The organism is Burkholderia sp. COPS (assembly GCF_019425585.1).
In the GTDB taxonomy this organism is placed as follows: domain Bacteria; phylum Pseudomonadota; class Gammaproteobacteria; order Burkholderiales; family Burkholderiaceae; genus Burkholderia; species Burkholderia cepacia.
In genome coordinates this window covers 1-21,528 of record NZ_WIXR01000037.1, presented here as the reverse complement: position 1 = coordinate 21,528, position 21,528 = coordinate 1, and the positions used below count along the sequence as shown (strand labels likewise).

Below are 21,528 nucleotides of genomic sequence, written 5' to 3'. Positions count from 1 at the left end.
TGTCGCCCATCGCGGGAATAAACGGGCTGGTTTCCCGGTATGTCGATCACGCACTGGAGGCATCGAGAGGAGGCGCCAATGCACGACAGGGAGAAGCAGGCCCGCGACACGCCGGGCCGGGCGCAGCGCGATCGCGAGGGCACCTCGAACGTGGGCGGGGTGCAGCGGTCGTCGTGGTTGCGGGAGGGCGGCATGCGCCCACCAAAGAGCAATCGTGCCTTGCGTCGCGCACCGCGCACGCATGAGCCCGACGACGGCCGACCGGTGTCGGCGCATGACCTGATGCGCAAGACCGCGCGGAGGCTGCAGCTCGGGTCCGGCATCCTGCTGTGGCTTTATATTTCGATTCACATGGTCAATCACGCGCTCGGCATCTGGTCCATCGATATCGCCGAGCGCGGGCTGCACCTGGCGATCGGGCTCTGGCAAAGCCTGCCCGGAACGATCGTGCTGTACGGCGCGGCCGGCCTGCATTTCGCGCTGGCGATTCGCACCATTTACGGCCGCCGGCACTGGTCGCTGCCGCCCGCCGAATGGCTGCGTCTCTGGGCGGGACTCAGCCTGCCCATGCTGTTGATCCGCCACGTTGTCGGGACCCGCGTAGCGACCTCGTTCTACGGCTTCGAACCCAACTACGAGCGGGTCATCGTGTCGCTTCTCACGAGCGGCACGCAGGGGCTGCAGATCGCGCTGCTTGCACCGGGGTGGGTGCACGGCAGTCTCGGGTTGTGGTTTCATCTGCGGCGGCGTGCGTTTTTTCATCGCGCCAGGTTCGTGCTGCTGGCCTTGCTCGTCCTGCTGCCCGTGCTGTCGGCAGCGGGTTTCGTGCAGATGACGCGCGCGATCGTGCCGGAAAGTCTTGCCGTCCCGGCGCCCGATGCGGCGCTGGTCGCGCATCGCGCCGCGCTCGACAGCTGGCGGCATTTCCTCGTCGCCGGTTATCTGTCGCTGATTGCGATCGCCTTCGTTGGCGGTCAGTTGCGAAACCGACTCTCCGGCGACGATTCCCCCGATTCATCCGCCGAGCCGCGGCGAGAACCGACGCATGAATGAATACCGCGCACCCGCTCGCGATTCGCGATCCGCGCATGCCGGCTGCACGCGCAGCGGCGCAAGCCGGACAGGTAAAGTCTGCTGACAGAATCTGGCAGGGGCTTCGGCGATACTGTGCGTTTTCGCACCCGATGATCCGCGACGCGCGTCGAATCTCCACGTCATGACAACCACTCAAGTTCCCGTCCCGTTGAAGGAGTCGCTGGGGAAGCGGCAATTCCATGCGCTGTCCGACGCGCTGCATTCGATCGAGCCCGCCTTCGACCGGCCGGCATTTCTGGCGACGGTGCTCGAAGGCCTCGGCGGCTTGACGTTGATGGAGCGCGTCAGGCGCGCCAGTCTTGCGATCGACACGGGCGCACGGCCGCTGCAGGGCGGGTACGATGCCGTGCTGGCGTTGTTGCAGGAGGCGGCGCCTCGACTGGGCCGGGGTTTCGTATCGCTCATCGCGCCCGATTACGTCGGGCAGTACGGTCGTCACGCGTTCGACCGTTCGATGGACGCGCTGAAATACTTCACGCCGTTCGGCACGTCGGAATTCGCGGTGCGCGAATTCCTGCGCATCGACCCGGCACGTGCGCTCGCAACGATGGAAGCCTGGTCGCACGATACGGACGATGCCGTGCGCCGGCTGGCGAGCGAGGGAAGCCGCCCGCGTCTGCCCTGGTCGTTCCGGCTCCGCGACATCGAGGCCGACCCGTCGCTGGCCGCGCGGATTCTCGACAACCTTCGCTCGGACCCGAGCGCCTATGTGCGCCGCTCGGTCGCGAATCACCTGAACGACGTGGCGAAGACGCATCCGGCGTGGGTGCTCGATCGGGCCGAACGATGGGGCGGCGACCATCCGCATACGCGATGGATCGTCCGTCATGCGCTCCGCACGCTCGTGAAGCAGGGCAATGCGCGGGCGCTCGCGATTCTGGGTGCCGACAGCGCGCCGCGTCTGGAAATCGGCCCGTTCGGCGTGACGCCCGCGCAGGTGGTGCTCGGCGAGTCGATTACGCTCGCGTGCGAGCTGCAATCGACGGCCGAGACCGCGCAGCGGCTCGTCGTCGATTACCGTATCGCGTATGTGAAGCAGAATGGCGACGCGTCGCCGAAGGTGTTCAAGCTGAAGGGGCTGACGCTCGAACCCGGGCAGCGCGTCACGCTGCAGCATAGTCGTCCGATGCGCGATTTCACGACGCGCCGGCACTATGCGGGCCGGCATGAGGTGGAGCTGATCGTCAACGGTCAGGTCGTTGCGCGATCGTTTTTCGAGCTCGCCGTGTGAGTGGCGGTTGGCGGGCGGGAGATGAGGCGGCCGACGTTTCGCGCTTGCCGGCCCAGCCCGCCGCACTGTCCCGCGCGTGCTCGATCAATTCGCCGCCTGCGCAAAGGCGGGCGGCTTGTGCTACTGCACCAGTACCGCCTTGACGGATCCGGCGCCAGTGGCTCGCCATTGTCGGAGCGTGCGCCGATGGCGTAGACCGAAGCATGCGTGCGTCGACGCTCGAACGCGTCGAAGCGCCACCGGCCGTGTTCTCCATATTTTCCCGGGTGACGTTCTTCCATCCCGCAGGCACGTGTCGTCATGCACGGCGTGTGCGAGCGGCGCGATGTCGAGGCGCGCCGGCTCAGGCGTCGGCGCGCTTGCACCGCATGCCCGCGATACGTTGGTCCGGCCTGTTGCGGTAGAACACGAAGGTGGTGGCCCCGGGGTCGTGATTGCCGCCATCTTCATCGACGTAGGTTTCGGCAAACACCGGTACGGCAGCGTTGGCGACACTGACCCGGTAGAACACGTTCTTTTGCGTGTTGGGCGCGGTGGTGCCGTAGTCCCGCGCGCAGCTGCCGGCGATGCGCTTGACCGCGGCACCTCTGCCGAACTGGCGCAGCAGAATGTCCTGCGTGTCGTCGTTCGGGTAGAACTTCCGCAGCACGATCGACAGGACGGCGGTCGCATTGCCGTTGAGTACGACGCCGACGTGGCCTTCGTTGTCTTTTTTGACGCCGGCGTTCTCGCCGACCTTGCCGTCCGGCACGTCCACCTCGCCAAAACCCGCGAGCAGCAGGCTGCCGCCACGGTAGCGTGTGGCCCCGCGGGCGTTCGCGTCCGGATTGACGAGCGGCCCGGCGTCGTCCCAGTGCACGCCGGCTACGCTGTCGAACGCTGGCCAGGCCGCCGGCTTCACGCCGCCGAACACGCCCAACAGCGCTTGCAGCGGCGAATCCGCGGCCATTGCTGGCTCATGGGGGGCAGGCCGGGATGCGGCGGACGCAGGTGCTGTCATCGGGCGGGCGGACGGCGTGGCGCGCTCGCACGCGTTCAGGCCGATCAGCAGCGCGCAAGCGGACAGCGTACGCAAGACGTTCGCCGAGGTTCGCATGTGCAGACGTTGCATGAGGCGCTCCGCATGCATGGAGGGCGCGGCCCGGCAGCGCGGCGGGCGATGGGGGATCAGCGACACTTGACGTCGTAGTCCGTGACGGATGGGAGGGCGCCTTCGCCTACGGTGGTCAAGGTCAGCTTGCCGGCAGGGCCGGTGTAGCCGAAGTCACAAAAGGCGAGCCCGGTTCCCGCGCAGGACTCGGTCTCGACAATCCCGCGCCTGACCAGGGCGGACTGCCGCGGCTCTCCGCTGGCGCCGCCTCGCACCGGATTCCACCCGTTGGCGATCAGTGCCTTGCGGGCCTTGTCGATCGGCATGTTGTAGACGTTGGGCACCTTCGCGCGGCCTTTGCATACGGCATCTTCGTCGGCCACCCTGGACAGGCGCAGCGTGCCGTCGCGGTCGACGTGCAGGTCACCGACGGGCGAGGGGGCAATGTCGCCATCCCAGATGCGCACGGCGCCGCTCTCGAGCGGGGCCAGTCTGCCGATGGCGGTATCTTCCGCCGATTTGCCATAGGCCAGCGCGATCAGCCTGCCGTTCTCGAACACGGCCACGTTGCCTTGCGTGATGCTGCAGGTGCCGCTGGTCGCTGCCTCCATCTGGCCCGCGAAGCTGATCGCGCGGTAGGGCCCCAGCGGCATGTCCGACATGATGGCCCAGCCTTGCGCAGCCACCAGCCTGGCCGCTGCCGATTTCGGCTGGATGACCAGTTGCGAGCAGTCTCCGCGATCGATGGCGTTACCAGCCATGGGCAGATTCGCGAGCGGCTTCATGCGGATGTCCTTCAACTCGGACACGACGCGTGGCGCGGATGCGGTCGTTTGTGCGGCGGCCGGCACGGTGAGCGCGAGGCCAAGCATCAGGCCGGCGCCATACAGGCAGCCCGATGCGAACGATGCGGCGAAACGAGGCGGAAAGGAGGCACGCGACATGGCGGAGAGATTCGTAGAGGTCGTGGAAGCGGGCTACGAGGTATGGTGCATTTGGTTTGCCTGTTGCCGGCATCGCGAGAGGGAATGCGTTGCCGGGTAACGTTTTCATGAAACGCTTTCGCTTCCCGAATATCAGGATCGGAAAACATATTCAAAGGCAATAAAGCGGAGGCCGTTGCGCATGTATCGGCTGCTTCCGCTTCGACATTCGGGATTCTAGTCAAAGTAGATCGACTAGTATACATTCATCATATCTTGCTTCCCGCTCCGTAAAGACAGGCACCTGTTATCCGGCAGGATGCGACGCCGAATCCGGTACAGGCAGGATTTCACCATGACGCTGAAGGCCGGTATCGATGAAATCGCCCGGAGCCTCGACGGATTGCGTCCGGCCTGGTTACCCGCGTACGACCTGCGGGCCTGTGCGGCGAAGGTGGATTCGGAATGCGGATATGGCGCCGACATGATGGTCGCCATCGAGATCAATACGAGATTATTCGAGGAGATTGTTGCATTCGTGCATGTGTGGATGTGTGCGGTGCGTTTGCCTCGCTGCAACCGTCCACTGCGCGACAGTACGAATGCGTGCGCAATGACAGTGCGGAAATCGCCGACGTGCTTGCACTCAATGCTTCCCGGGCATGTCCGACATACACGGGGTTGCTGAAGTCGCTCGTCGATCGGGGCATCGTCTTGCGATGTGCGCTGGATTGATGTTCAACCCCAATGAGGGCTTCTTGCCGATTCAATTTGTACTGCGACGCATCGCGTCAGCAGTCGCGATCGGCACCTGGCCAAAGATGACCAAGCCTTTCGGATACCGTGCCATGCAGACAAGCGCATTCAGGAAAACCCCCGTTTTGTTCGCCCGGGTCAACCAGGCGATCGCCCGCAGCCCGCGTCGATGCCGGACGGCTCTTGGCGCGACGGTCGGGATATTGCTGGCCGCCAGCGTGTTTTCGGGGTGTGCGCCGCTGTCGGCGTCTGCGCCGGCGGATCCCCAGCAACAGCTTGCCGCAGAGCAGCGGAATGCGAATGCGTTGTATAGCCAGAAGGTGTTGGCCTACAAGCCGATGTTCGAGAATCCTGGCGGCTATGGTCGAGCGCAGATACTGGACGCGTACGAGGCGGTCCTCCAGCAGTATTCCGTCGCTGCAATCACGTATGTCCGTACCATCTATCCCGACGCGCGACAGACGCTTCCGCCTGTCCTGCAGCCATTGCCGGCGCCGTCGGGGCCGGTCACGCTGGCGGTCGTCAATCGCGACTACGAACATGTGCTCGGAATGGGCGCTGCCATGTGGGAGATGGATATGGCGGCGAACTTCGGCCGGCCGTCCCGGTTCCCGATTCCGAAATACACCGGCCCGGTGCTCATCATGCCGCCTACGCCACCGTTTCCGCCCCTGCAGGATGTTCGCGATCCGAAGTTCGCACGGCTCGTGGCCATGACGAAGAAACTGGACGATGCGCAGAAGGCGGATCTGGCACGCGAGCATGCCGCGATCGAACAGCAGTATGCCGAGCAGGCCGCGTGGCGGGCTCGACACCCGATGGGCCAGTACGATCACATCGATCCGAGAACCGGATTGCCGTATGCGGCCCCGCAACAGGAGACGCAGCGATGGTGCATGATGAACGGCGGCCGGGTGCCTTGCTGAACCCGCCGCGCGCAGGGGCATGGCGGCCACGTGCTTGATGCCCCGCAACGCGTGGTCGTACCGGCAGCCTGCAACGCTTGCGCTGCAACCTGAAGAAGCGGTGCTGACGGCGGTGCTAAGATGCCGCCCCGTAGTCAGGAGAAGCATGCATGCGCGCGAGCAAACGCCAGCAAGTGGTGGACAAGGCCGGTGAGTTGTTTTCCCGCCATGGCTTTCATCCGGTCGGTATCGACTGGATCATCGCCGAGGCGGACGTGGCTCGCATGACGCTTTACCATCACTTCGCGAGCAAGGACGATCTGATCAAGGCGGTGCTGGAGCAGCGCTACACCTTCATCATGGACAGCATTGCCGCCAAGCTCGAACCCATGGCGGATGCCACTGCGCGCCTGAAGGGAATCTTCGACTGGTACGGCGTCTGGTTTCGCAGCCCCGAGTTTGCGGGCTGCCTGTTCGAGCGTGCGCTGGCCGAGTTCGGCGCGACCTGTCCCAAGGTGACTGACATCGCGGTGCGCTACCGGGACGACCTGTTGGCCATCATGGAGCGCTTGCTGTCCGAGATCATTCCGCGTCGCCGGGCACAGCGGCTGGCCGGCGTGTATGTGATGTTGCTGAGCGGGGCGACAGCGGATGCGCGTGCGATCGGAGATCCACGTGCCGCCGCACGGGCGTGGGAGGCGGCGAAGGTGTTGCTGAACGAGTCAGCGGTCGCAACCGGGAGTACGCGTCAAACGCGTAGTCGTTCGGGTTAGGCGTTTGCTGTCCGCTCCCCGCCGCGTGCGCTGTGCGCCGCGCGTGCCGGTCGGCGGCACTGAGTGTCGGAGGCGCCACTCACATAGGATCCAGCGCGGAATCGGATCGGAAATCCGGAGCGCGCCGCCATCGCTCGACAGAGCCGCGCCCGAGTGTCCAGTTTGCGTCCGGACGGAACGGCGCAGGTTCCGTTTCATGGGGCCGGATTGGAGAGCCATGCCGGCATTGGCTCACGGGGCGGGCACGATGCAAAGATAAACGAAATGTGATCCCTCCCTCCCGCAAAATTTTGCACAATGGCGGCAGCGCGGCGCATTGCCGCGATTCGCTCCCCGGGGAACCCGGCCAGCCGGCCCGGGCCCGGGGCCGGCCCGAACCGATACCCGACCTCGGCACCGACGTGCCGCCATCCGCCGCCATGGACCAACCGAAACGCATCCTGATCGTCGAAGACGACGCCGACATCGCCGACGTGCTCAGCCTGCACCTGCGCGACGAGCGCTACGAGGTCGTGCACAGCGCGGACGGCGCCGAAGGGCTGCGCCTGCTCGAGCAGGGTGGTTGGGATGCGCTGATCCTCGACCTGATGCTGCCGGGCGTCGACGGCCTGGAAATCTGCCGGCGCGCGCGGGCGATGACGCGCTACACGCCGATCATCATCACGAGCGCGCGCTCGAGCGAGGTGCACCGGATCCTCGGCCTCGAGCTCGGCGCCGACGACTATCTGGCCAAGCCGTTCTCGGTGCTCGAACTCGTCGCGCGTGTGAAGGCGCTGCTGCGCCGCGTCGATGCGCTCGCGCGCGATTCGCGGATCGATGCGGGTACGCTCGACGTCGCGGGGCTGGCGATCGACCCGATCGCGCGCGAAGCGAGCGTCGACGGCGCGCGCATCGACCTCACGCCGCGCGAATTCGACCTGCTGTATTTCTTCGCGCGGCACCCGGGCAAGGTGTTCTCGCGGATGGACCTGCTCAACGCCGTGTGGGGTTACCAGCACGAAGGCTACGAACACACGGTCAACACCCACATCAACCGGCTGCGCGCGAAGATCGAGGCCGATCCGGCGGAGCCCGTGCGGATCCTCACCGTGTGGGGCCGCGGCTACAAGCTCGCCGCGCCGGGCCAGCGGGACGCATGATGAAGCTCACCCTGACCCAGCGGCTGTCGCTCGTGTTCTCGGTGCTGCTGCTCGCGTGCTCGGGCGCATCCGCGTGGCTGCAGATCCGCGCGAATGACATGCGCGAGCAGGAAGTCGTGCAGGGGCTGTCGCGTGACCTCGCCGCCAATATCGTCGACAGCGTGACCCACAGCGCGCCGCTGATGGACGCGAACGGGCTGCGCCCGGACGCCGTGCGCACGCTGTTCGGCCAGCTGATGGGCGTGAACCCGAGCGTCGAGGTCTATCTGCTCGACAACGCGGGGCGCATCAAGGGCGACGATGCGCCGCCCGGCCACGTGAAGCGCGACCGCGTCGATCTCGCCCCCGTGCAGCGCTTCATCGCGGGCGAGCCGCTGCCGATCCTCGGCGACGATCCGCGCAGCCTCGACGCACGCAAGGTTTTCAGCGCCGCGCCGCTGCAGCGCGCGGGGCAGCCGCCGTCGGGCTACATCTACGTGGTGCTGCTCGGCGAGGCGCACGACCGGCTGGCCGCGCGCGTGGACGCCGGCAACGTGCTGCGCACGACGCTGTGGTCGATGGCGCTCGTCGCGCTGCTCGGCCTGCTCGCGGGCCTCACCGCGTTCAGCTTCATCACGCGCCCGCTGCGCCGGCTGACGGACGCGATGCGCCGCTTCGACGCGAACGGCACGCCCGACACGCAGCCGCCGGTGCCGCGCTCGCGGCCGGGCCGGCGCGGCGACGACATCGTCGTGCTCGAATCCGCGTTCGCGCAGATGGCCGACCGGATCGGCGACCAGTGGCGCGCGCTGACGCGTCAGGACCAGCAGCGGCGCGAGCTGATCACGAACATCTCGCACGACCTGCGCACGCCGCTCACGTCGCTGCACGGCTACCTGGAGACGCTGTCGCTGAAGGCCGACACGCTCGCCGACACCGAACGGCGTCGCTACCTGTCGATCGCGCTCGCGCAGAGCGCGAAGGTCGGGCGGCTCGCGCAGGCGCTGTTCGAGCTCGCACGCCTCGAATCGGGCGGCGTGCAGGCCGAGCGCGAGCCGTTCTCGCTCGTCGATCTCGTGCAGGACGTGTTCCAGAAGTTCGAGCTGACCGCGCAGGCGCGCGGCGTCGCGCTGCATGCGCGGATTCCGGCGCGGGTACCGGTCGTGTCGGCCGATCTCGGGATGATCGAGCGCGTGCTGACCAACCTGCTCGACAACGCGCTGCGGCATACGCCTGCGCACGGCGAGGTCGAGGTCGCGCTGGAGCCGCGCGGCGACCGCGTGCTCGTGACCGTGGCCGATACCGGGGAAGGGATTCCGGCGGCGCGGCGCGAAGGGTTGTTCCAGCGGCCGCAGCGGCCGATGAGCGGCGGCGCGGTGACGAGCGGCGGGCTCGGGCTGCTGATCGTGCACCGGATGCTGGCGCTCAACGGCAGCAGTATCCGGCTGGTCGACCGGCCCGGGCGGGGGGCGGTGTTCGAGTTCGCGCTGGCGGTGGCCGCGTCCGCGACCGGCGACGGGCGCTGAGCGCCGTCACTGCTCGCGCTCAGCCGCCGCGCTTGTTGCGCCGCACGTCGCTCGGCGTCATGCCGGTCCAGCGCTTGAACGCGTGGCGGAAACCCACCGCATCGCTGAAGCCGAGCGTCGATGCGATGTCCTCGGTGCTGAGCGTGGTCGTGCCGAGATAGTCGATCGCGAGCGCCTTGCGCACGCTCGCCAGCAGTTCGCTGTACGAGGTGCCTTCGGCTTCGAGCTTGCGGCGCAGCGTGCGCGACGTGATGCACAGGATCGCCGCGATCGCGTCGATATCGGGGAATTGTCCCGGCGTGCGGGTGAGTTCCTGGTACACGCGCCGCGTGACGCCGGCCTGGCTGCGCAATTCGTCGAGCAGGCTCGCGCAGTGCGACGACACCTGCGCGGCGGTAATCGGATTCGCGAGCTGCGGCGCGCGCGCGAGCCACGCGGCCGGGTAGCTGAGCACATGATGCGGCTGGTCGAACGCGATCGGGCATTCGAGCGCATCGCCCAGCAGCGCCGCGTGCGCCGGCTGCGGCTGCGCGAACTGCGCGCGCGCCGGCACGCACCACGCACCCATCACGTCCTTGATGATCGTCACGTGCAGCGCGAACTGCATGTCGATCAGGAAACGGTACAGCGGCTCGTCGAGATCGGGCAGCGCGACTTCGTGCCGGTCGGGAAACAGCCACGACGCGGTATCGCCCTGTTCGACCCAGCGGATCGCGAGCATGCCGTTCGCGAGCCGGTGATATTTGACGGCCGATTCGAACGCGTGCGCGAGCGATTCCGAGCACAGCATCGCGTAGCCGTACATCCCGTAGCTCGTCACGTGCAGCCGGTGGCCGACGCGCACGCCGAGATCGGTGCCGTCATGGCGGCCGATGGCATTGCGCGCGGCCGTGAGGAACTGCAGCGGCGACGTGAGCGTGAACGGGTCCGCGACGGCGGCCGGCGTGAGGCCGGTACCGTCGAGCACCGCGGCCGGGTCGATGCCGGCTTGCGCGGCCACGTCGAGCAGCACGGCCAGCTTGGCCGGCGTGAAGCGCTGCTGGCGCAACGTGTGGGCCGGCTCGAGGTCCGGCAGGCGGGCGGCGCGGGCGGTCGTCGGGTTCAAGGGCACACTGCGCGGCATGGGAACATCCTGCGTCCGAATCGATATCGTTTACGGCACGCAATTCTGCTCGGGATCGGTCCCATGCGCCACAGGGTTCACCCTGACGATCACGCGACAGTCGATGCGCGAGCGTGAACAGGCCCTAGTCCGCGCGCGTGCGCAGGATCGCGTCGGCGAACTCCACGAACCCGCTGCCGCCCGGGCCCTGCGTGATCCAGCGCGGCAACGCGGGCAACTGCCGCAGATAGTCGACCACGGTGCTCATGCCGGCCGTGTGCGTGAAGTAGCCGAACATCGGCGCATCGTTGGTGGAATCACCGGAATAGGCGACGCAATCGCGCGCCGCGCCGGCGCCCGCGTCGACGCCGAACGTGTCCGACAGCACGCGCAGCGACATCGACAGCTTGTCGTACCCGCCGACCCACCCGATGATCCACAGGTTGTTGATGGTCGCGTCCGCGCCGGCCTCGACCAGCGCGTCGCGGACCCGGTCGTCCTGGTCGCCGCCGGTGCGGGCGTACGCGAGCGACGTCAGCCTGAAATCCTGGTCGTCCGCGTGGCGGGCGGCGGGGACGGCCGCCTCGACCTGCCGCGCGATGCGCCGGAGTGCGTCGCGTGCGCCGGGGAGCGCATCGTCCGCATGCCAGTAACGGCGTTCGACGCCGTGCCCGTCCGGGCCGCGCCGGATGAAAAGGCCGCCGTTCTCCGCGATCACGCCGTCGACCGGCCACATGCGCGCCATCTGGTCGCACCAGCCCGCCGGCGCGGCCGTCACCGGGATCACGCGGATGCCGCCCGCCTGCAGGCGTTCGAGCGCCGTGTAGGTGCGGGAGGACAGGCGTCCGTGATGGGTCAGGGTCTCGTCCATGTCGGTCAGCAGGAAGCGGACGGACGAGAAGGTGTCGGCGGGGGCCAGGGAAAGCGGCTGCATGGTTTCGACAGCGGAATGACGGGCGTCGATTATGAAGAAGGGCGCCCGGCCGTGCCATGCCGCTTGCTGCTTTGCAATTCGTGCCGGGGAATAAGCGGTTTCCCGCGCCGGCCGGCGAAGTTGTCTGGACAAGCGCGCCCGCCGGTGTGTCCGTTTCGATCATCTTTTCGGCCGCCCGGATCATTTTCAAAGCGCGCCGCGCGGGCGATAGTCGCCGGTCAGGCGACGGCCCGCGCTTCTGGCGTGCAGGCCGTCGCGCGAACGGCGCGCGGCCGGCGCGCCGTCCCCCGTGGAGTGAGACATGACGAACAGACACTGGACCGGGTCGTATGGCTCGATCCCCGCCGAGATCGATCCCGATCGCCATCCTTCCGTAAGCGCGCTGCTGGACGACGCGATGCACCGTTTCGCCGATCGTCCGGCGTTCCATTCGTACGGCCGCACGCTCACCTATGCCGACGTCGACCGCCTGTCGACGGCACTGGCCGCTTATCTGCAGCAGGTCGTGGGCGTGCGCAAGGGCGATCGCGTGGCCGTGATGCTGCCCAACGTGCTCGCGTTTCCGGTCGCGTTCGTCGCGGTCGCGAAGATCGGCGCGATCCAGGTCAACGTGAACCCGCTCTACACGGCGCGCGAGCTCGAGCATCAGCTCAACGACGCAGGCGTCGAAGTCGCCCTGGTGTGCGGCGGGTCGATGGGCACGTTCGCCGAAGTGGTCGGCGGCACGCGCGTGCGTACCGTGCTGAGCGTCGGGCGCGGCGATCTCGGCGTCGTCGATGCGCCGGCCGGGGCATGCGACGCGCTGCCGCCCGGTTCGATCCCGCTCGCGGACGCCATCGCCGCCGGCGAATCGCTCGCGTTCGAGCCGGTGCCGCTCGGCGGCGCGGACCTGCTGCTGCTGCAGTACACGGGCGGCACGACCGGCCTGTCGAAGGGGGCCGCGCTGTCGCACCGCAACCTCGTCGCGAACATCGCGCAGTTCGGCGCGATCGTGCCGGCCGCGCGCGAGCCGGGCGAGGAGGTCGTCGTCACGGCGATCCCGATGTATCACATCTTCGCGCTGACGGTGAACTTCCTGTCCTACTTCGCGATCGGCGCGCAGAACTGGCTGGTCGCGAACCCGCGCGACATGGACGGCTTCATCGACGTGCTGAAGGCCGCGCGGCCGACGGTATTCGTCGGCGTGAACACGCTGTATGCGGGGCTCGCCGGCCATCCGCGCCTGACTGAAGTCGACTGGTCGCGGCTGAAGCTGTCGGCCGGCGGCGGCGCGGCCGTGATCGACGTGATCTCGTCGCGCTGGAAGGCGGTGACGGGCAACTTCATCCGCGAGGGTTACGGGCTGTCGGAAACGTCGCCGGTCGTGTCGTTCAACCCGCAGTCGATCGATACCTTCACGGGCACCACGGGCCTGCCGCTGCCGTCGACCGACGTGAAGCTGCTCGACGACCAGGATCGCGAAGTCGCGATCGGCGAAGCCGGCGAAATCTGCGTGAAGGGGCCGCAGGTGATGAGCGGCTACTGGCAGAAACCGGACGCGAACGCGGCCGCGTTCACGGCCGACGGCTATTTCCGCACGGGTGACGTCGGCGTGTTCGATGAAGCCGGTTTCCTGCGGATCGTCGACCGCAAGAAGGACATGATCATCGTGTCGGGCTTCAACGTGTACCCGAACGAGGTGGAAGCCGTCGCGACCGCCATGCCGGGCGTTGCCGAATGCGCGTGCATCGGCGTGCCCGACGCGCGCACGGGCGAGGCCGTCAAGCTGTTCGTCGTGCTGGCGCAGGATGCGTACGTCTCGGAGGAACAACTCGTCGCGCATTGCCGCGCGAGCCTCGCGGCCTACAAGGTGCCGAAGCTGATCCGCTTCGTCGACCGCCTGCCGAAGTCGACCGTCGGCAAGATCCTGCGCCGGGAACTCAGCCGCACCGACTGATGGCGTCGGCGCGCCGCGCAAGGCCCGGCGCGCCCCGGGCCCGGAAGCCCCCGCGCGGGCCGCTCAAGTACAATGCGAGCGGTTCGACCGACGGGGACGTGATGACCGGTTCAGATGCACTTTCCGCCCAGCCCGGGCCCGGGCGGGCGCTGCCTTCGCCGAGCGCGACGGTGCCGATCTCGCTCGTCAACGGCTTCCTCGCGAGCGCGGGCGTGCAGCGCGACGTGGTCGAGCGCTACCTGCGCGGGGCCGGCATCCCGATCGAGCTGCTCGGCGAACCGCATGCGCGCGTGACGGAGGAGCAGTTCTCGACGCTGTACCGCACGCTCGCGATCGACCTCGACGACGAGATGCCCGGCATCTTCTCGCGCCCGCTGCGCGGCGGCACGCTGAAGTACCTGTGCCTGAGCCTGCTCGACGCGCGCAACCTCGAAACGGCGCAGCATCGTTTCGGGCAATTCTTCCATATCCTGCTCGACGATTTCTTCGTCGAATCGAAGCGCGACGGCCTCGTCGCGCAGGTGCTGCTGCGCCCGAACGACGCGATCGGCCCGATCGGCGCGCTCGGCCAGGAACTGATGCTCAAGCTCGTGCACGGCGTGTGCTCCTGGCTGATCGGGCAGAAGATCCCGCTGCTGCAGATCGAGTTCGCGTGCCCGCGGCCGCGCCATGCGGTCGACCACCTGTATTTCTTTACCGGCTCCGTGCAGTTCGACTGCGAGCGCACGCTGATGCGCTTCAGCGCGGACTACCTCGATGCGCCGATCCGGCAGAGCAAGCGCAACCTGCGCAAGTTCCTCGCGCGCGCGCCCGGCGACTGGATCTTCGAATCGTTCAGCGAACAGCTCGTGTGCCATCGCGTGCGGCAGTACCTGTCGGCCGCGTTGCCCGACCTGCCGGCGATCGACCAGGCGGCCGAGCACCTGCATTGCTCGGTGCGCACGTTGAGCCGCCACCTGGCCGCCGAAGGGACGACGTTCCAGGTGCTCAAGGACGAACTGCGGCGCGACATCGCGATCCAGCGATTGACCGACACGCCCGACACGATCGCGGCGATCGGCGCCGACATCGGCTTCGACGATCCGAGCGCGTTCCATCGCGCGTTCCGCCACTGGACGGGGAGCACGCCGGGCACTTACCGGCGGCGCGCGTAGCGCATCGCTTCAAAGGTTCAAGGGCCAAGGGAGCCGGTTCCCATAACCGGCTCCCGTCGCACGCTCCCATGGACGGCTCCCGTTGGCTTCGAACCGGGCCCAGCTCCCGGGCCACGCATCGAAGCAGCGCATCTGCGTGCGGATGCTCACGATCAGCCCGTAGACGACGAACCAGCCGGTCGCGATCGTCAGCACGACCGTGGCCATCAGGAGCCCGCCGATCCGCGCAGCACGCAGCCGCGATCCGTGACGCGTGCTCACTGGCTGCTGCGCAGCCGGTAGCCGACGCCGCGCATCACTTCCGGCATCCCGGACGCGCCCGCGCCTTCGAGCTTCTTGCGCAACCGGCTGATATGGCTGTCGACGGTGCGTTCCAGCGCATCGACGTCGGCGAGGCAGGCGTCGATCAGTTCGCTGCGCGTGAACACGCGGTTCGGCGAGCCGGCCAGGTGGGCGAGCAGCCGGAATTCGGTCAGCGTCAGCGCGATGCTGGTTTCCCCGCTGTCCGTGCGGACCGTGGTCAGATAGCTTTGCGTATCGATTTCGAGGTTGCCGACCTTGATGAAGCGTCCCGCGCCGGCGGTTTCCAGACGGCGCAGGATCGCCCGGATGCGCGCGACCACCTCGGCCGGATTGAACGGCTTCGTGATGTAGTCGTCCGCGCCGAAGCGCAGGCCCTGCAAGCGATCGATTTCGCGGTCGAGCGCCGTGATGATGACGATCGGCGTGTTGCCGCGGCGACGCAGTTCGACGAGGACTTCCCAGCCGTCCTTGTTCGGCATCCTGACGTCGAGCAGGATCAGGTCGGGTTTCAGCACGCGCTGCACGTCGAGCACGGCCTGGCCGTGACCGACGCGATAGGTGCGAAAGCCGTCGTGAGCCAGGTAGGCGTCGAGTATGTCGGCGATCTCCGGATCGTCTTCGGCAATGAGTATCAGAGGGTTCATCGGTATCACTGAAAGTGAACGTGACCGGCAGGCGGGCCGGCGGCGCGGCACGTGCGCTGCCGGACTTCATCGTGCGTTCGGTCGTCGCGAACGGATCGGCGACGACGCGTTGCTCAGTTGTTCGCCACGTTGTTGGCGGGAGGCACATCGGTGTCGACCAGGCCGCCACCGAGCGCCTTGTAGAGCGCGACCGCGTTGCCCAGTTCGGCGTTGCGCAGGTCCAGCAGCGCCTGACGCGCGGCATACAGCTGGCGCTGCGAGTCGAGCAGTTCCAGCCGATCCTCGATGCCGGCCCGATAGCGCAGGTTCACGAGATCGGTACGGCGCTCGGCGCTCTTGACGACGCGGTTTTGCGCATCGATCTGGCGGGTGAACGTCTCGCGCCCAGCGAGGCCGTCGGCCACTTCGCGGAACGCGGTCTGGATCGCGCGTTCGTATTCGACGACCGCGCTGGACTTGCGCACTTCCGCGAGATTCAGTTCGGAACGCAGCCGGCCACCCTGGAAGATCGGCAACGTGACCTGCGGCGCGAAGCTCCACACGTTCTGGCCGCCGGCGAACAGGCTGCCCAGCCCCGGGCTCAGGAAACCGATCGACGACGTCAACGACAGGCGCGGGAAGAACGCCGCGCGCGCCGCGCCGATGTCGGCGTTGGCGGCGACGAGGTTCTGCTCGGCCTGCTGGATGTCCGGCCGGCGGTACAGCAATTCCGACGGCAGGCCGGCCGGCAGTTGCGTCATCACCGGCTGGCGTTCCAGCGACAGCGGGTCGGGCAGGTCTTTCGGCAGGTCGGTGCCGACCAGCAGCCGCAGCGCGTTGCCTGCCTGCTCGACCGCGCGCGAGCGCGCTTCGAGATCGGCGCCGGCGCTCGCGACCTGGCCTTCGGCCTGCGCGATGTCGACACCGCTCGCCTGATCCGCGAGCTTGAGCCGGCGCGCGAGGTCGAGCGACTGGCGCCAGTCGTTCAGCGTGCGTTCGGACAACGCGCGCTGTTCCTGCGCGAGACGTTCCGCGAAATACGCGTTGGCCACGGAGCCGACGAGCGCGATCTGCACCGCGCGGCGGCCGTGATCGGTCGCGAGGTAGCGCGCGAACGCCGCATCGGACAGCGACTTCACGCGGCCGAACAGGTCGATCTCGAACGCGCTGATGCCGACGTTCACGCCGTACTGGTTCTGCGTGTTCTCGAGCAGCGGCGGGTTCGATTGCGAGTCGGCTGCCGTGCGCTGGCGCGTGAAGCTCGCGCCGGCGCCGATCGACGGCAGGCGCGCGGAACGCTGGATGCCGTACTGCGCTTCGGCGGCCTGCACGTTCAGCGCGGCCAGGCGCAGGTCGCGGTTGTTGTCGAGCGCGAGCTCGATCAGGCGCTGCAGGCGGCGGTCGCCGAACATCGTGCGCCAGCCGAGATCGGCCGCGTTCGCGTGCTGGTCGGCCGCGGCAGCGGTCGTGTAGGCGGTCGGCACCGGCATCGCGGGCTTGACCAGCTTCGGAGCCATCGAGCATGCCGACAGCGCGAGGGCGGCGGAAACGGCCGCGGTAAGAATGAGCGATCGCATGGCATCAACCTTCATGTTCGTGGGTCACGGTGGCGGGCTTCTTGCCGGATGCGCGCCATGCCGAGATGCGTTCCTGGATGCTCATCACGAACACGTAGAAAACCGGAACGAAGAAAATGGCCAGCACGGTGGCGGTGATCATGCCGCCCAGCACGCCGGTACCGATCGCGTGCTGCGTCTCGGAGCTGGCGCCGGAGGCGATGACGAGCGGCACCACGCCGAGCCCGAACGCGAGCGACGTCATCAGGATCGGACGCAGGCGCAGCTTCGATGCCTGCACGGCCGCTTCGATGAGCCCCTTGCCTTCCTCGCGCAACTGCTTCGCGAACTCCACGATCAGGATCGCGTTCTTCGCCGACAGGCCGATCACGGTAATCATCCCGACCTTGAAGAAAACGTCGTTCGGCAGCCCGCGGAGCATCACCGCGCCGAGTGCGCCGATCAGGCCGAGCGGCACCACCAGCATCACCGACAACGGAATCGCCCAGCTCTCGTAGAGCGCCGCGAGCACCAGGAACACGACGATCATCGACAGCGCCATCAGCATCGGTGCCTGCGATGCCGATTCACGCTCCTGCAGCGACTGGCCGGTCCAGGCCACCGTGAAGCCAGGCGGCAACTGGGTTGCCAGGCGCTCCATCTCGGCCATCGCCGCGCCGCTGGAGTAGCCGGGTGCCGGACTGCCGGAGATACGCGCGGCCGGATAACCCTGGAAGCGCACCATCTGGAGCGGGGCTTCCGACCAGACCGGATGCACCACTTCGGACAGCGGTACCATGCCGCCGGTCGCGTTGCGCACGTAGAGTTTCATCACGTTGTCGATCTGCATGCGTGCCGGGGCATCCGCCTGGATGATCACCTGCTGCATGCGGCCTGCGTTCGGGAAGTCGTTCACGTAGGTCGAGCCCATCGCGGCCGACAGCGTGTCGCTGATGGTCGTGAACGACACGCCGAGCGCTTCGGCCTTCTCGCGGTCGATGTCCAGCCGCACGCTCGTGCCGGCCGGCAGGCTGTCCGGATAGACGCCGGTCACCACCTTGCTTTGCGCAGCCAGTTCGAGCAGCCTGGTTTCAGCCGCCTTGAGCGCCGCGAAGCCCTGGTTGGCGCGATCCTGCAGGCGCATCGTGAAGCCCGAGCTCGTGCCCAGCCCGTCGATTGCCGGCGGCAACAGGCTCATGACCGTACCTTCGGTTACACCGCCCGTCGCGGCCTGCGCGCGCATCGCTTCTTCAATCGTGGACGAACCTTCGCGCTTGTCCCAGTCCTTGAGCACCGCGTAATTCAGTGCCGCGTTCGAGCCGAGGCCGGAGAAGCCGTAACCGATGATGGAGATGCTCGACTGGATCGCCGGACGCGACGCGAGATGCTTCTCGAGGGTCTTGACCACGTCGCCCGTGCGCTCGACGGTCGAATCCGCCGGGAGCAGGAAGCCGGTCATGAAGTAGCCCTGGTCTTCCTCGGGCAGGAACGACGACGGCAGCACGCGGAAGCCGAACACCAGCGCGACAGCGATCGCGACGAACAGCAGCATCACGCGGCCCGTGCGGCCGACCAGGCGGCCGACGCGCGTTTCGTACCAGTCCGTGAGGCGGTCGAAGCGACGGTTGAACCAGCCGAAGAAGCCGCGCTTCTGGTGATGGCTGTGGTCGACCGGCTTGAGCATCGTCGCGCACAGGGCCGGCGTCAGCGTGAGCGCAAGCAGGGCCGAGAACATGATCGACACGGCCATCGACAGCGTGAACTGCTGATAGATCACGCCAACCGAGCCGCTCGACATCGCCATCGGGAGGAACACGGCCGTCAGCACCAGCGTGATGCCGATGATGGCGCCGGTGATTTCCTTCATGGCCTTGATCGTCGCGTCCTTCGGCGACAGGCCTTCTTCCATCATCAGGCGTTCGACGTTCTCCACGACGACGATCGCATCGTCGACGATGATGCCGATCGCGAGCACCATGCCGAACATCGTCAGCACGTTGATCGAGAAGCCTGTCATCAGCATGACCGTGAACGTGCCGAGCATCGCCACCGGCGCGACGATCGCCGGGATCAGCGTGTAGCGCACGTTCTGCAGGAACAGGTACATCACCAGGAATACGAGCACCATCGCTTCGAGCAGCGTGTGAATCACCTTCTCGATCGAGATCTTCACGAACGGTGCGGTATCGAACGGGATCGAGTAGGTCATGCCGGAAGGCATGGTCTTGGCGATCATGTCGAGTTGCTCGCGCACGGCCTCCGCGGTCTTCACCGCGTTGGCGCCCGGCGCCAGCTGCACGCCGGCGAAGGTGGCGGGTTTGCCGTTCTCGCTGTTGACGAAGGTGAACGCCTGAGGGCCGAGTTCGACCCGCGCGACGTCGCCGAGCACGACCTTCGAGCCGTTCGCATTCGCGCGCAGCACGATCTTCGCGAACTGCTCCGGCGACGTAAGCTGGCCTTGCGCGGTAAGCGGCACGGTCACGCGTTGGCCCGGCAGTGCGGGCGCCGCGCCGAGGCTGCCCGGGGCGATCTGCACGTTCTGCTGGCTGACGGCCGTCGTCAGGTCGTTCATCGACAGGCCGTAGGTGATCAGCTTCTGCGGATCGACCCAGATGCGCATCGCCTGTTCGGAGCCGAACAGCTGCACCTTGCCGACGCCTTCGACACGTCGCAAGTCCTCGACGACGTTGCGCGCCATGTAGTCGGCAAGCGCGTTTTCGTCGTAGCGGCCGCTTTCCGACTTCAGGCCGACAAACAACAGGAAGCCCGATGAGGCCGACTGCACGATCACGCCGTTTTGCCGTACGACGGGGGGCAGGCGCGGTTCGACCGACTTGAGCTTGTTCTGGACTTCGACCTGCGCCATCGCCGAATCGGTGCCGGGCTTGAAGGTCGCGGTGATGGTCGCCTGGCCGGAGGTATCTGCCGACGATTCGAAGTACAGCAGGTTACGCACGCCGGACAGCTCGCGCTCGATGAGGCTCAGCACGCTGTCGCTCATCGTTTGCGGCGTGGCGCCCGGGTAGGTGGCGGTAATGGTGACGGTCGGCGGCGCGACCGACGGATAGCGCGCAACCGGCAGTTCGGGGATGGCGATCAGGCCCAGCAGGATGATGAAGAGGGCGATCACCCACGCGAATACCGGGCGCCGGATGAAGAATTGGGACATGACTGGAGGCTCCCCGTGACTCAGTGCGCGGCAGCGGTCTTGACCGCTTCAGGCGACTTCCATGCGGTCGCCGTGACGGCCGCGCCGTCGCTCAGGCGCTCCATGCCTTCGACGACGACCTTCTGCCCCGCCTGCAGACCCGACTTGATGCGGTAGCTGCGATGCGTCAGCTCGCCCACTTCGACACCCTTCAGGTGCGCCTGATTCTTCGCGTCGATCACCCAGACCTGCGGTTTGCCGCCGGCGCGGACGATCGCCTGTTGCGGCACGGTCAGCGCGTCGGCGTAGTGCGCGCGCGGGATGCGGGCGCGCACGTACATGCCCGGCAGCAGCTCGCGCTTCGGGTTGTCGACCAGCACGCGCAGCAGCACGTCGCCGGTGCCCGGATCGACGTTGACGCCCGAGAACAGCATGCGGCCCTTCACGTCGTAGCGCGAGTCGTCGTCGCGCAGCACGTCGACCGGCAGCCCGTTTGCCGTGGTGTCCGGCTGCCCGGCGAGCGCGCCGCGCAGCGATTCGAGCGACGCGGCCGGCTGGCGGACGTCCACATAGACCTGGTCGATCTGCTGGATGCGTGCCATCGGCTGGCTGTCGCTGCTCGCGACGAGCGCACCCTCGGTCACGAGGGCCTGGTCGATGCGGCCCGTGATCGGCGCTTCGACGGTTGCGAACTTGAGGTCGAGCTGGCGTCGTGCGAGCGTCGCGCGGGCCTGCGCGACGTCGGCGGCGGCCTGGTCGCGTTGCGACACCGAGTCGTCGTAGACCTGCCGGCTGATCGCGTCGGCTTCCACCAGCGGCTTGAGGCGGGTGGTCTGCACCTTGGCCCGTTCGAGCGCGGCTTGCGCACGTTGCAGGGCCGCCGCGGCCGTGTCCATGTCGGCCTTGAACGGTGCCGGGTTGATCTGGAACAGCGGCTCGCCCGCGCGCACTTCCGAGCCTTGCTCGAACAGCCGTCGCTGCACGATGCCGCTGACCTGCGGCCGGATCTCGGCGATCCGGTGGGCCGCGACGCGGCCCGGCAGGTCTTCGCTCACGTCGAGGGGCGCGGCCGCGAGCGTCATCGCTGCAACCGGAATGGCCGGCGCGGCGGCCTGCTGTTCGGAGGGCCCGCAGCCCGCCAGCATCGCTGCCACCAGCGCGCACACGGCGCCGTAGCAGGCTCGTTTCTGATTCTTCATGTGGACTCCATGGGACGCAGGCACCCGATGGCCCGCATTTTCGGTTCGCAGTGTGCGTATGCCCGATGGAGTTTTTTGTGCGGAAAGATGGAGGTTTGATGGAGGAGGCGAAAGAATCGCGTAACGGCGATGCGGCGGCGGTGGCGGGCTCGGAGG

At 67.4% G+C, this 21,528-nt stretch carries 18 protein-coding genes; 9 read left to right on the top strand and 9 right to left on the bottom strand.

The window, feature by feature from the left end:
* The first annotated feature begins 78 nt into the window (after positions 1–78).
* Both FOZ70_RS27450 and FOZ70_RS27445 read left to right on the top strand, forming a co-directional pair.
* Positions 79–1,053 (top strand): hypothetical protein, encoded by a 975-nt coding sequence (locus FOZ70_RS27450; RefSeq protein ID WP_346656415.1) that lies wholly within the window; start codon positions 79–81, stop codon positions 1,051–1,053.
* Positions 1,054–1,216: 163 nt separating this feature from the next.
* Positions 1,217–2,326 carry a DNA alkylation repair protein gene (locus FOZ70_RS27445; RefSeq protein ID WP_219707239.1) on the top strand — a complete coding sequence of 370 codons (1,110 nt, stop codon included), beginning with the start codon at positions 1,217–1,219 and terminating at the stop codon, positions 2,324–2,326.
* A gap of 343 nt (positions 2,327–2,669) precedes the next feature.
* On the opposite strand, the gene FOZ70_RS27440 is transcribed toward FOZ70_RS27445, so the two are convergent.
* Both FOZ70_RS27440 and FOZ70_RS27435 read right to left on the bottom strand, forming a co-directional pair.
* Positions 2,670–3,437 carry a hypothetical protein gene (locus FOZ70_RS27440; protein WP_219707238.1) on the bottom strand — a complete coding sequence of 256 codons (768 nt, stop codon included), beginning with the start codon at positions 3,435–3,437 and terminating at the stop codon, positions 2,670–2,672.
* A gap of 56 nt (positions 3,438–3,493) precedes the next feature.
* Positions 3,494–4,360, bottom strand: coding sequence for a hypothetical protein (locus FOZ70_RS27435; protein ID WP_219707237.1), 867 nt, complete (start codon positions 4,358–4,360; stop codon positions 3,494–3,496).
* 334 nt (positions 4,361–4,694) lie between these two features.
* Between FOZ70_RS27435 and FOZ70_RS27430 the strand changes: the two genes are divergently transcribed.
* The 5 genes from FOZ70_RS27430 to FOZ70_RS27410 all read left to right on the top strand — a co-directional run bounded on the left by FOZ70_RS27430 (position 4,695) and on the right by FOZ70_RS27410 (position 9,417).
* Positions 4,695–5,027, top strand: coding sequence for a hypothetical protein (locus FOZ70_RS27430; RefSeq protein ID WP_219707236.1), 333 nt, complete (start codon positions 4,695–4,697; stop codon positions 5,025–5,027).
* Positions 5,028–5,073: 46 nt separating this feature from the next.
* Positions 5,074–6,021: a hypothetical protein gene (locus FOZ70_RS27425; RefSeq protein WP_258025740.1), complete on the top strand. Its 948-nt coding sequence runs from the start codon at positions 5,074–5,076 to the stop codon at positions 6,019–6,021.
* Between the two features lie 149 nt (positions 6,022–6,170).
* The gene (locus FOZ70_RS27420; RefSeq protein WP_219707235.1) at positions 6,171–6,773 is read left to right on the top strand and encodes a TetR/AcrR family transcriptional regulator; all 603 of its coding nucleotides are present in this window, start codon (positions 6,171–6,173) and stop codon (positions 6,771–6,773) included.
* Positions 6,774–7,192: 419 nt separating this feature from the next.
* A complete protein-coding gene (locus FOZ70_RS27415; protein WP_039353478.1) occupies positions 7,193–7,912 on the top strand; it encodes a response regulator transcription factor in 720 nt (239 codons plus the stop codon).
* Positions 7,912–9,417, top strand: a complete 1,506-nt coding sequence (locus tag FOZ70_RS27410; RefSeq protein ID WP_219707306.1) for a HAMP domain-containing sensor histidine kinase — start codon at positions 7,912–7,914, stop codon at positions 9,415–9,417. The genes FOZ70_RS27415 and FOZ70_RS27410 overlap by 1 nt, the downstream gene beginning before the upstream one ends.
* A 19-nt stretch (positions 9,418–9,436) precedes the next feature.
* On the opposite strand, the gene FOZ70_RS27405 is transcribed toward FOZ70_RS27410, so the two are convergent.
* Together FOZ70_RS27405 and FOZ70_RS27400 are read right to left on the bottom strand one after the other, a co-directional pair.
* On the bottom strand, positions 9,437–10,540 hold the full coding sequence (locus FOZ70_RS27405; RefSeq protein ID WP_042977091.1) for an AraC family transcriptional regulator: 1,104 nt from the start codon (positions 10,538–10,540) through the stop codon (positions 9,437–9,439).
* Between the two features lie 124 nt (positions 10,541–10,664).
* Positions 10,665–11,453 (bottom strand): HAD-IIB family hydrolase, encoded by a 789-nt coding sequence (locus FOZ70_RS27400; RefSeq protein WP_219707234.1) that lies wholly within the window; start codon positions 11,451–11,453, stop codon positions 10,665–10,667.
* 301 nt (positions 11,454–11,754) lie between these two features.
* On the opposite strand from FOZ70_RS27400, the gene FOZ70_RS27395 reads away from it, so the two are divergent.
* Together FOZ70_RS27395 and FOZ70_RS27390 are read left to right on the top strand one after the other, a co-directional pair.
* A complete protein-coding gene (locus tag FOZ70_RS27395; protein ID WP_059554984.1) occupies positions 11,755–13,389 on the top strand; it encodes an AMP-binding protein in 1,635 nt (544 codons plus the stop codon).
* On the top strand, positions 13,389–14,543 hold the full coding sequence (locus FOZ70_RS27390; RefSeq protein WP_219707233.1) for an AraC family transcriptional regulator: 1,155 nt from the start codon (positions 13,389–13,391) through the stop codon (positions 14,541–14,543). Before FOZ70_RS27395 ends, FOZ70_RS27390 begins: the two co-directional genes overlap by 1 nt.
* Before the next feature lie 9 nt (positions 14,544–14,552).
* On the opposite strand, the gene FOZ70_RS27385 is transcribed toward FOZ70_RS27390, so the two are convergent.
* The 5 genes from FOZ70_RS27385 to FOZ70_RS27365 form a co-directional block, all read right to left on the bottom strand.
* Complete coding sequence (locus FOZ70_RS27385) at positions 14,553–14,804, bottom strand: hypothetical protein (protein ID WP_219707232.1); 252 nt, start codon at positions 14,802–14,804, stop codon at positions 14,553–14,555.
* Complete coding sequence (locus FOZ70_RS27380; RefSeq protein WP_059585629.1) at positions 14,801–15,490, bottom strand: response regulator; 690 nt, start codon at positions 15,488–15,490, stop codon at positions 14,801–14,803. The genes FOZ70_RS27385 and FOZ70_RS27380 overlap by 4 nt, the downstream gene beginning before the upstream one ends.
* A gap of 113 nt (positions 15,491–15,603) precedes the next feature.
* Entirely contained in the window at positions 15,604–17,046 is a 1,443-nt protein-coding gene (locus FOZ70_RS27375; RefSeq protein WP_219707231.1) for an efflux transporter outer membrane subunit, read from the bottom strand.
* 4 nt (positions 17,047–17,050) lie between these two features.
* The gene (locus tag FOZ70_RS27370) at positions 17,051–20,194 is read right to left on the bottom strand and encodes an efflux RND transporter permease subunit (RefSeq protein WP_175895232.1); all 3,144 of its coding nucleotides are present in this window, start codon (positions 20,192–20,194) and stop codon (positions 17,051–17,053) included.
* Positions 20,195–20,214: 20 nt separating this feature from the next.
* Positions 20,215–21,372 (bottom strand): efflux RND transporter periplasmic adaptor subunit, encoded by a 1,158-nt coding sequence (locus FOZ70_RS27365; protein WP_059676135.1) that lies wholly within the window; start codon positions 21,370–21,372, stop codon positions 20,215–20,217.
* Positions 21,373–21,528: the final 156 nt, after the last annotated feature.

Excerpts from the sequence above, each read along its gene's own strand:
- FOZ70_RS27450 (WP_346656415.1), top strand. The coding sequence starts at position 79 with ATGCACGACAGGGAGAAGCAGGCCCGCGACACGCCGGGCCGGGCGCAG.
- FOZ70_RS27445 (WP_219707239.1), top strand. The coding sequence starts at position 1,217 with ATGACAACCACTCAAGTTCCCGTCCCGTTGAAGGAGTCGCTGGGGAAG.
- FOZ70_RS27440 (WP_219707238.1), bottom strand. The coding sequence starts at position 3,437 with ATGCAACGTCTGCACATGCGAACCTCGGCGAACGTCTTGCGTACGCTG.
- FOZ70_RS27435 (WP_219707237.1), bottom strand. The coding sequence starts at position 4,360 with ATGTCGCGTGCCTCCTTTCCGCCTCGTTTCGCCGCATCGTTCGCATCG.
- FOZ70_RS27430 (WP_219707236.1), top strand. The coding sequence starts at position 4,695 with ATGACGCTGAAGGCCGGTATCGATGAAATCGCCCGGAGCCTCGACGGA.
- FOZ70_RS27425 (WP_258025740.1), top strand. The coding sequence starts at position 5,074 with ATGTTCAACCCCAATGAGGGCTTCTTGCCGATTCAATTTGTACTGCGA.
- FOZ70_RS27420 (WP_219707235.1), top strand. The coding sequence starts at position 6,171 with ATGCGCGCGAGCAAACGCCAGCAAGTGGTGGACAAGGCCGGTGAGTTG.
- FOZ70_RS27415 (WP_039353478.1), top strand. The coding sequence starts at position 7,193 with ATGGACCAACCGAAACGCATCCTGATCGTCGAAGACGACGCCGACATC.
- FOZ70_RS27410 (WP_219707306.1), top strand. The coding sequence starts at position 7,912 with ATGAAGCTCACCCTGACCCAGCGGCTGTCGCTCGTGTTCTCGGTGCTG.
- FOZ70_RS27405 (WP_042977091.1), bottom strand. The coding sequence starts at position 10,540 with ATGCCGCGCAGTGTGCCCTTGAACCCGACGACCGCCCGCGCCGCCCGC.
- FOZ70_RS27400 (WP_219707234.1), bottom strand. The coding sequence starts at position 11,453 with ATGCAGCCGCTTTCCCTGGCCCCCGCCGACACCTTCTCGTCCGTCCGC.
- FOZ70_RS27395 (WP_059554984.1), top strand. The coding sequence starts at position 11,755 with ATGACGAACAGACACTGGACCGGGTCGTATGGCTCGATCCCCGCCGAG.
- FOZ70_RS27390 (WP_219707233.1), top strand. The coding sequence starts at position 13,389 with ATGGCGTCGGCGCGCCGCGCAAGGCCCGGCGCGCCCCGGGCCCGGAAG.
- FOZ70_RS27380 (WP_059585629.1), bottom strand. The coding sequence starts at position 15,490 with ATGAACCCTCTGATACTCATTGCCGAAGACGATCCGGAGATCGCCGAC.
- FOZ70_RS27375 (WP_219707231.1), bottom strand. The coding sequence starts at position 17,046 with ATGCGATCGCTCATTCTTACCGCGGCCGTTTCCGCCGCCCTCGCGCTG.
- FOZ70_RS27370 (WP_175895232.1), bottom strand. The coding sequence starts at position 20,194 with ATGTCCCAATTCTTCATCCGGCGCCCGGTATTCGCGTGGGTGATCGCC.
- FOZ70_RS27365 (WP_059676135.1), bottom strand. The coding sequence starts at position 21,372 with ATGAAGAATCAGAAACGAGCCTGCTACGGCGCCGTGTGCGCGCTGGTG.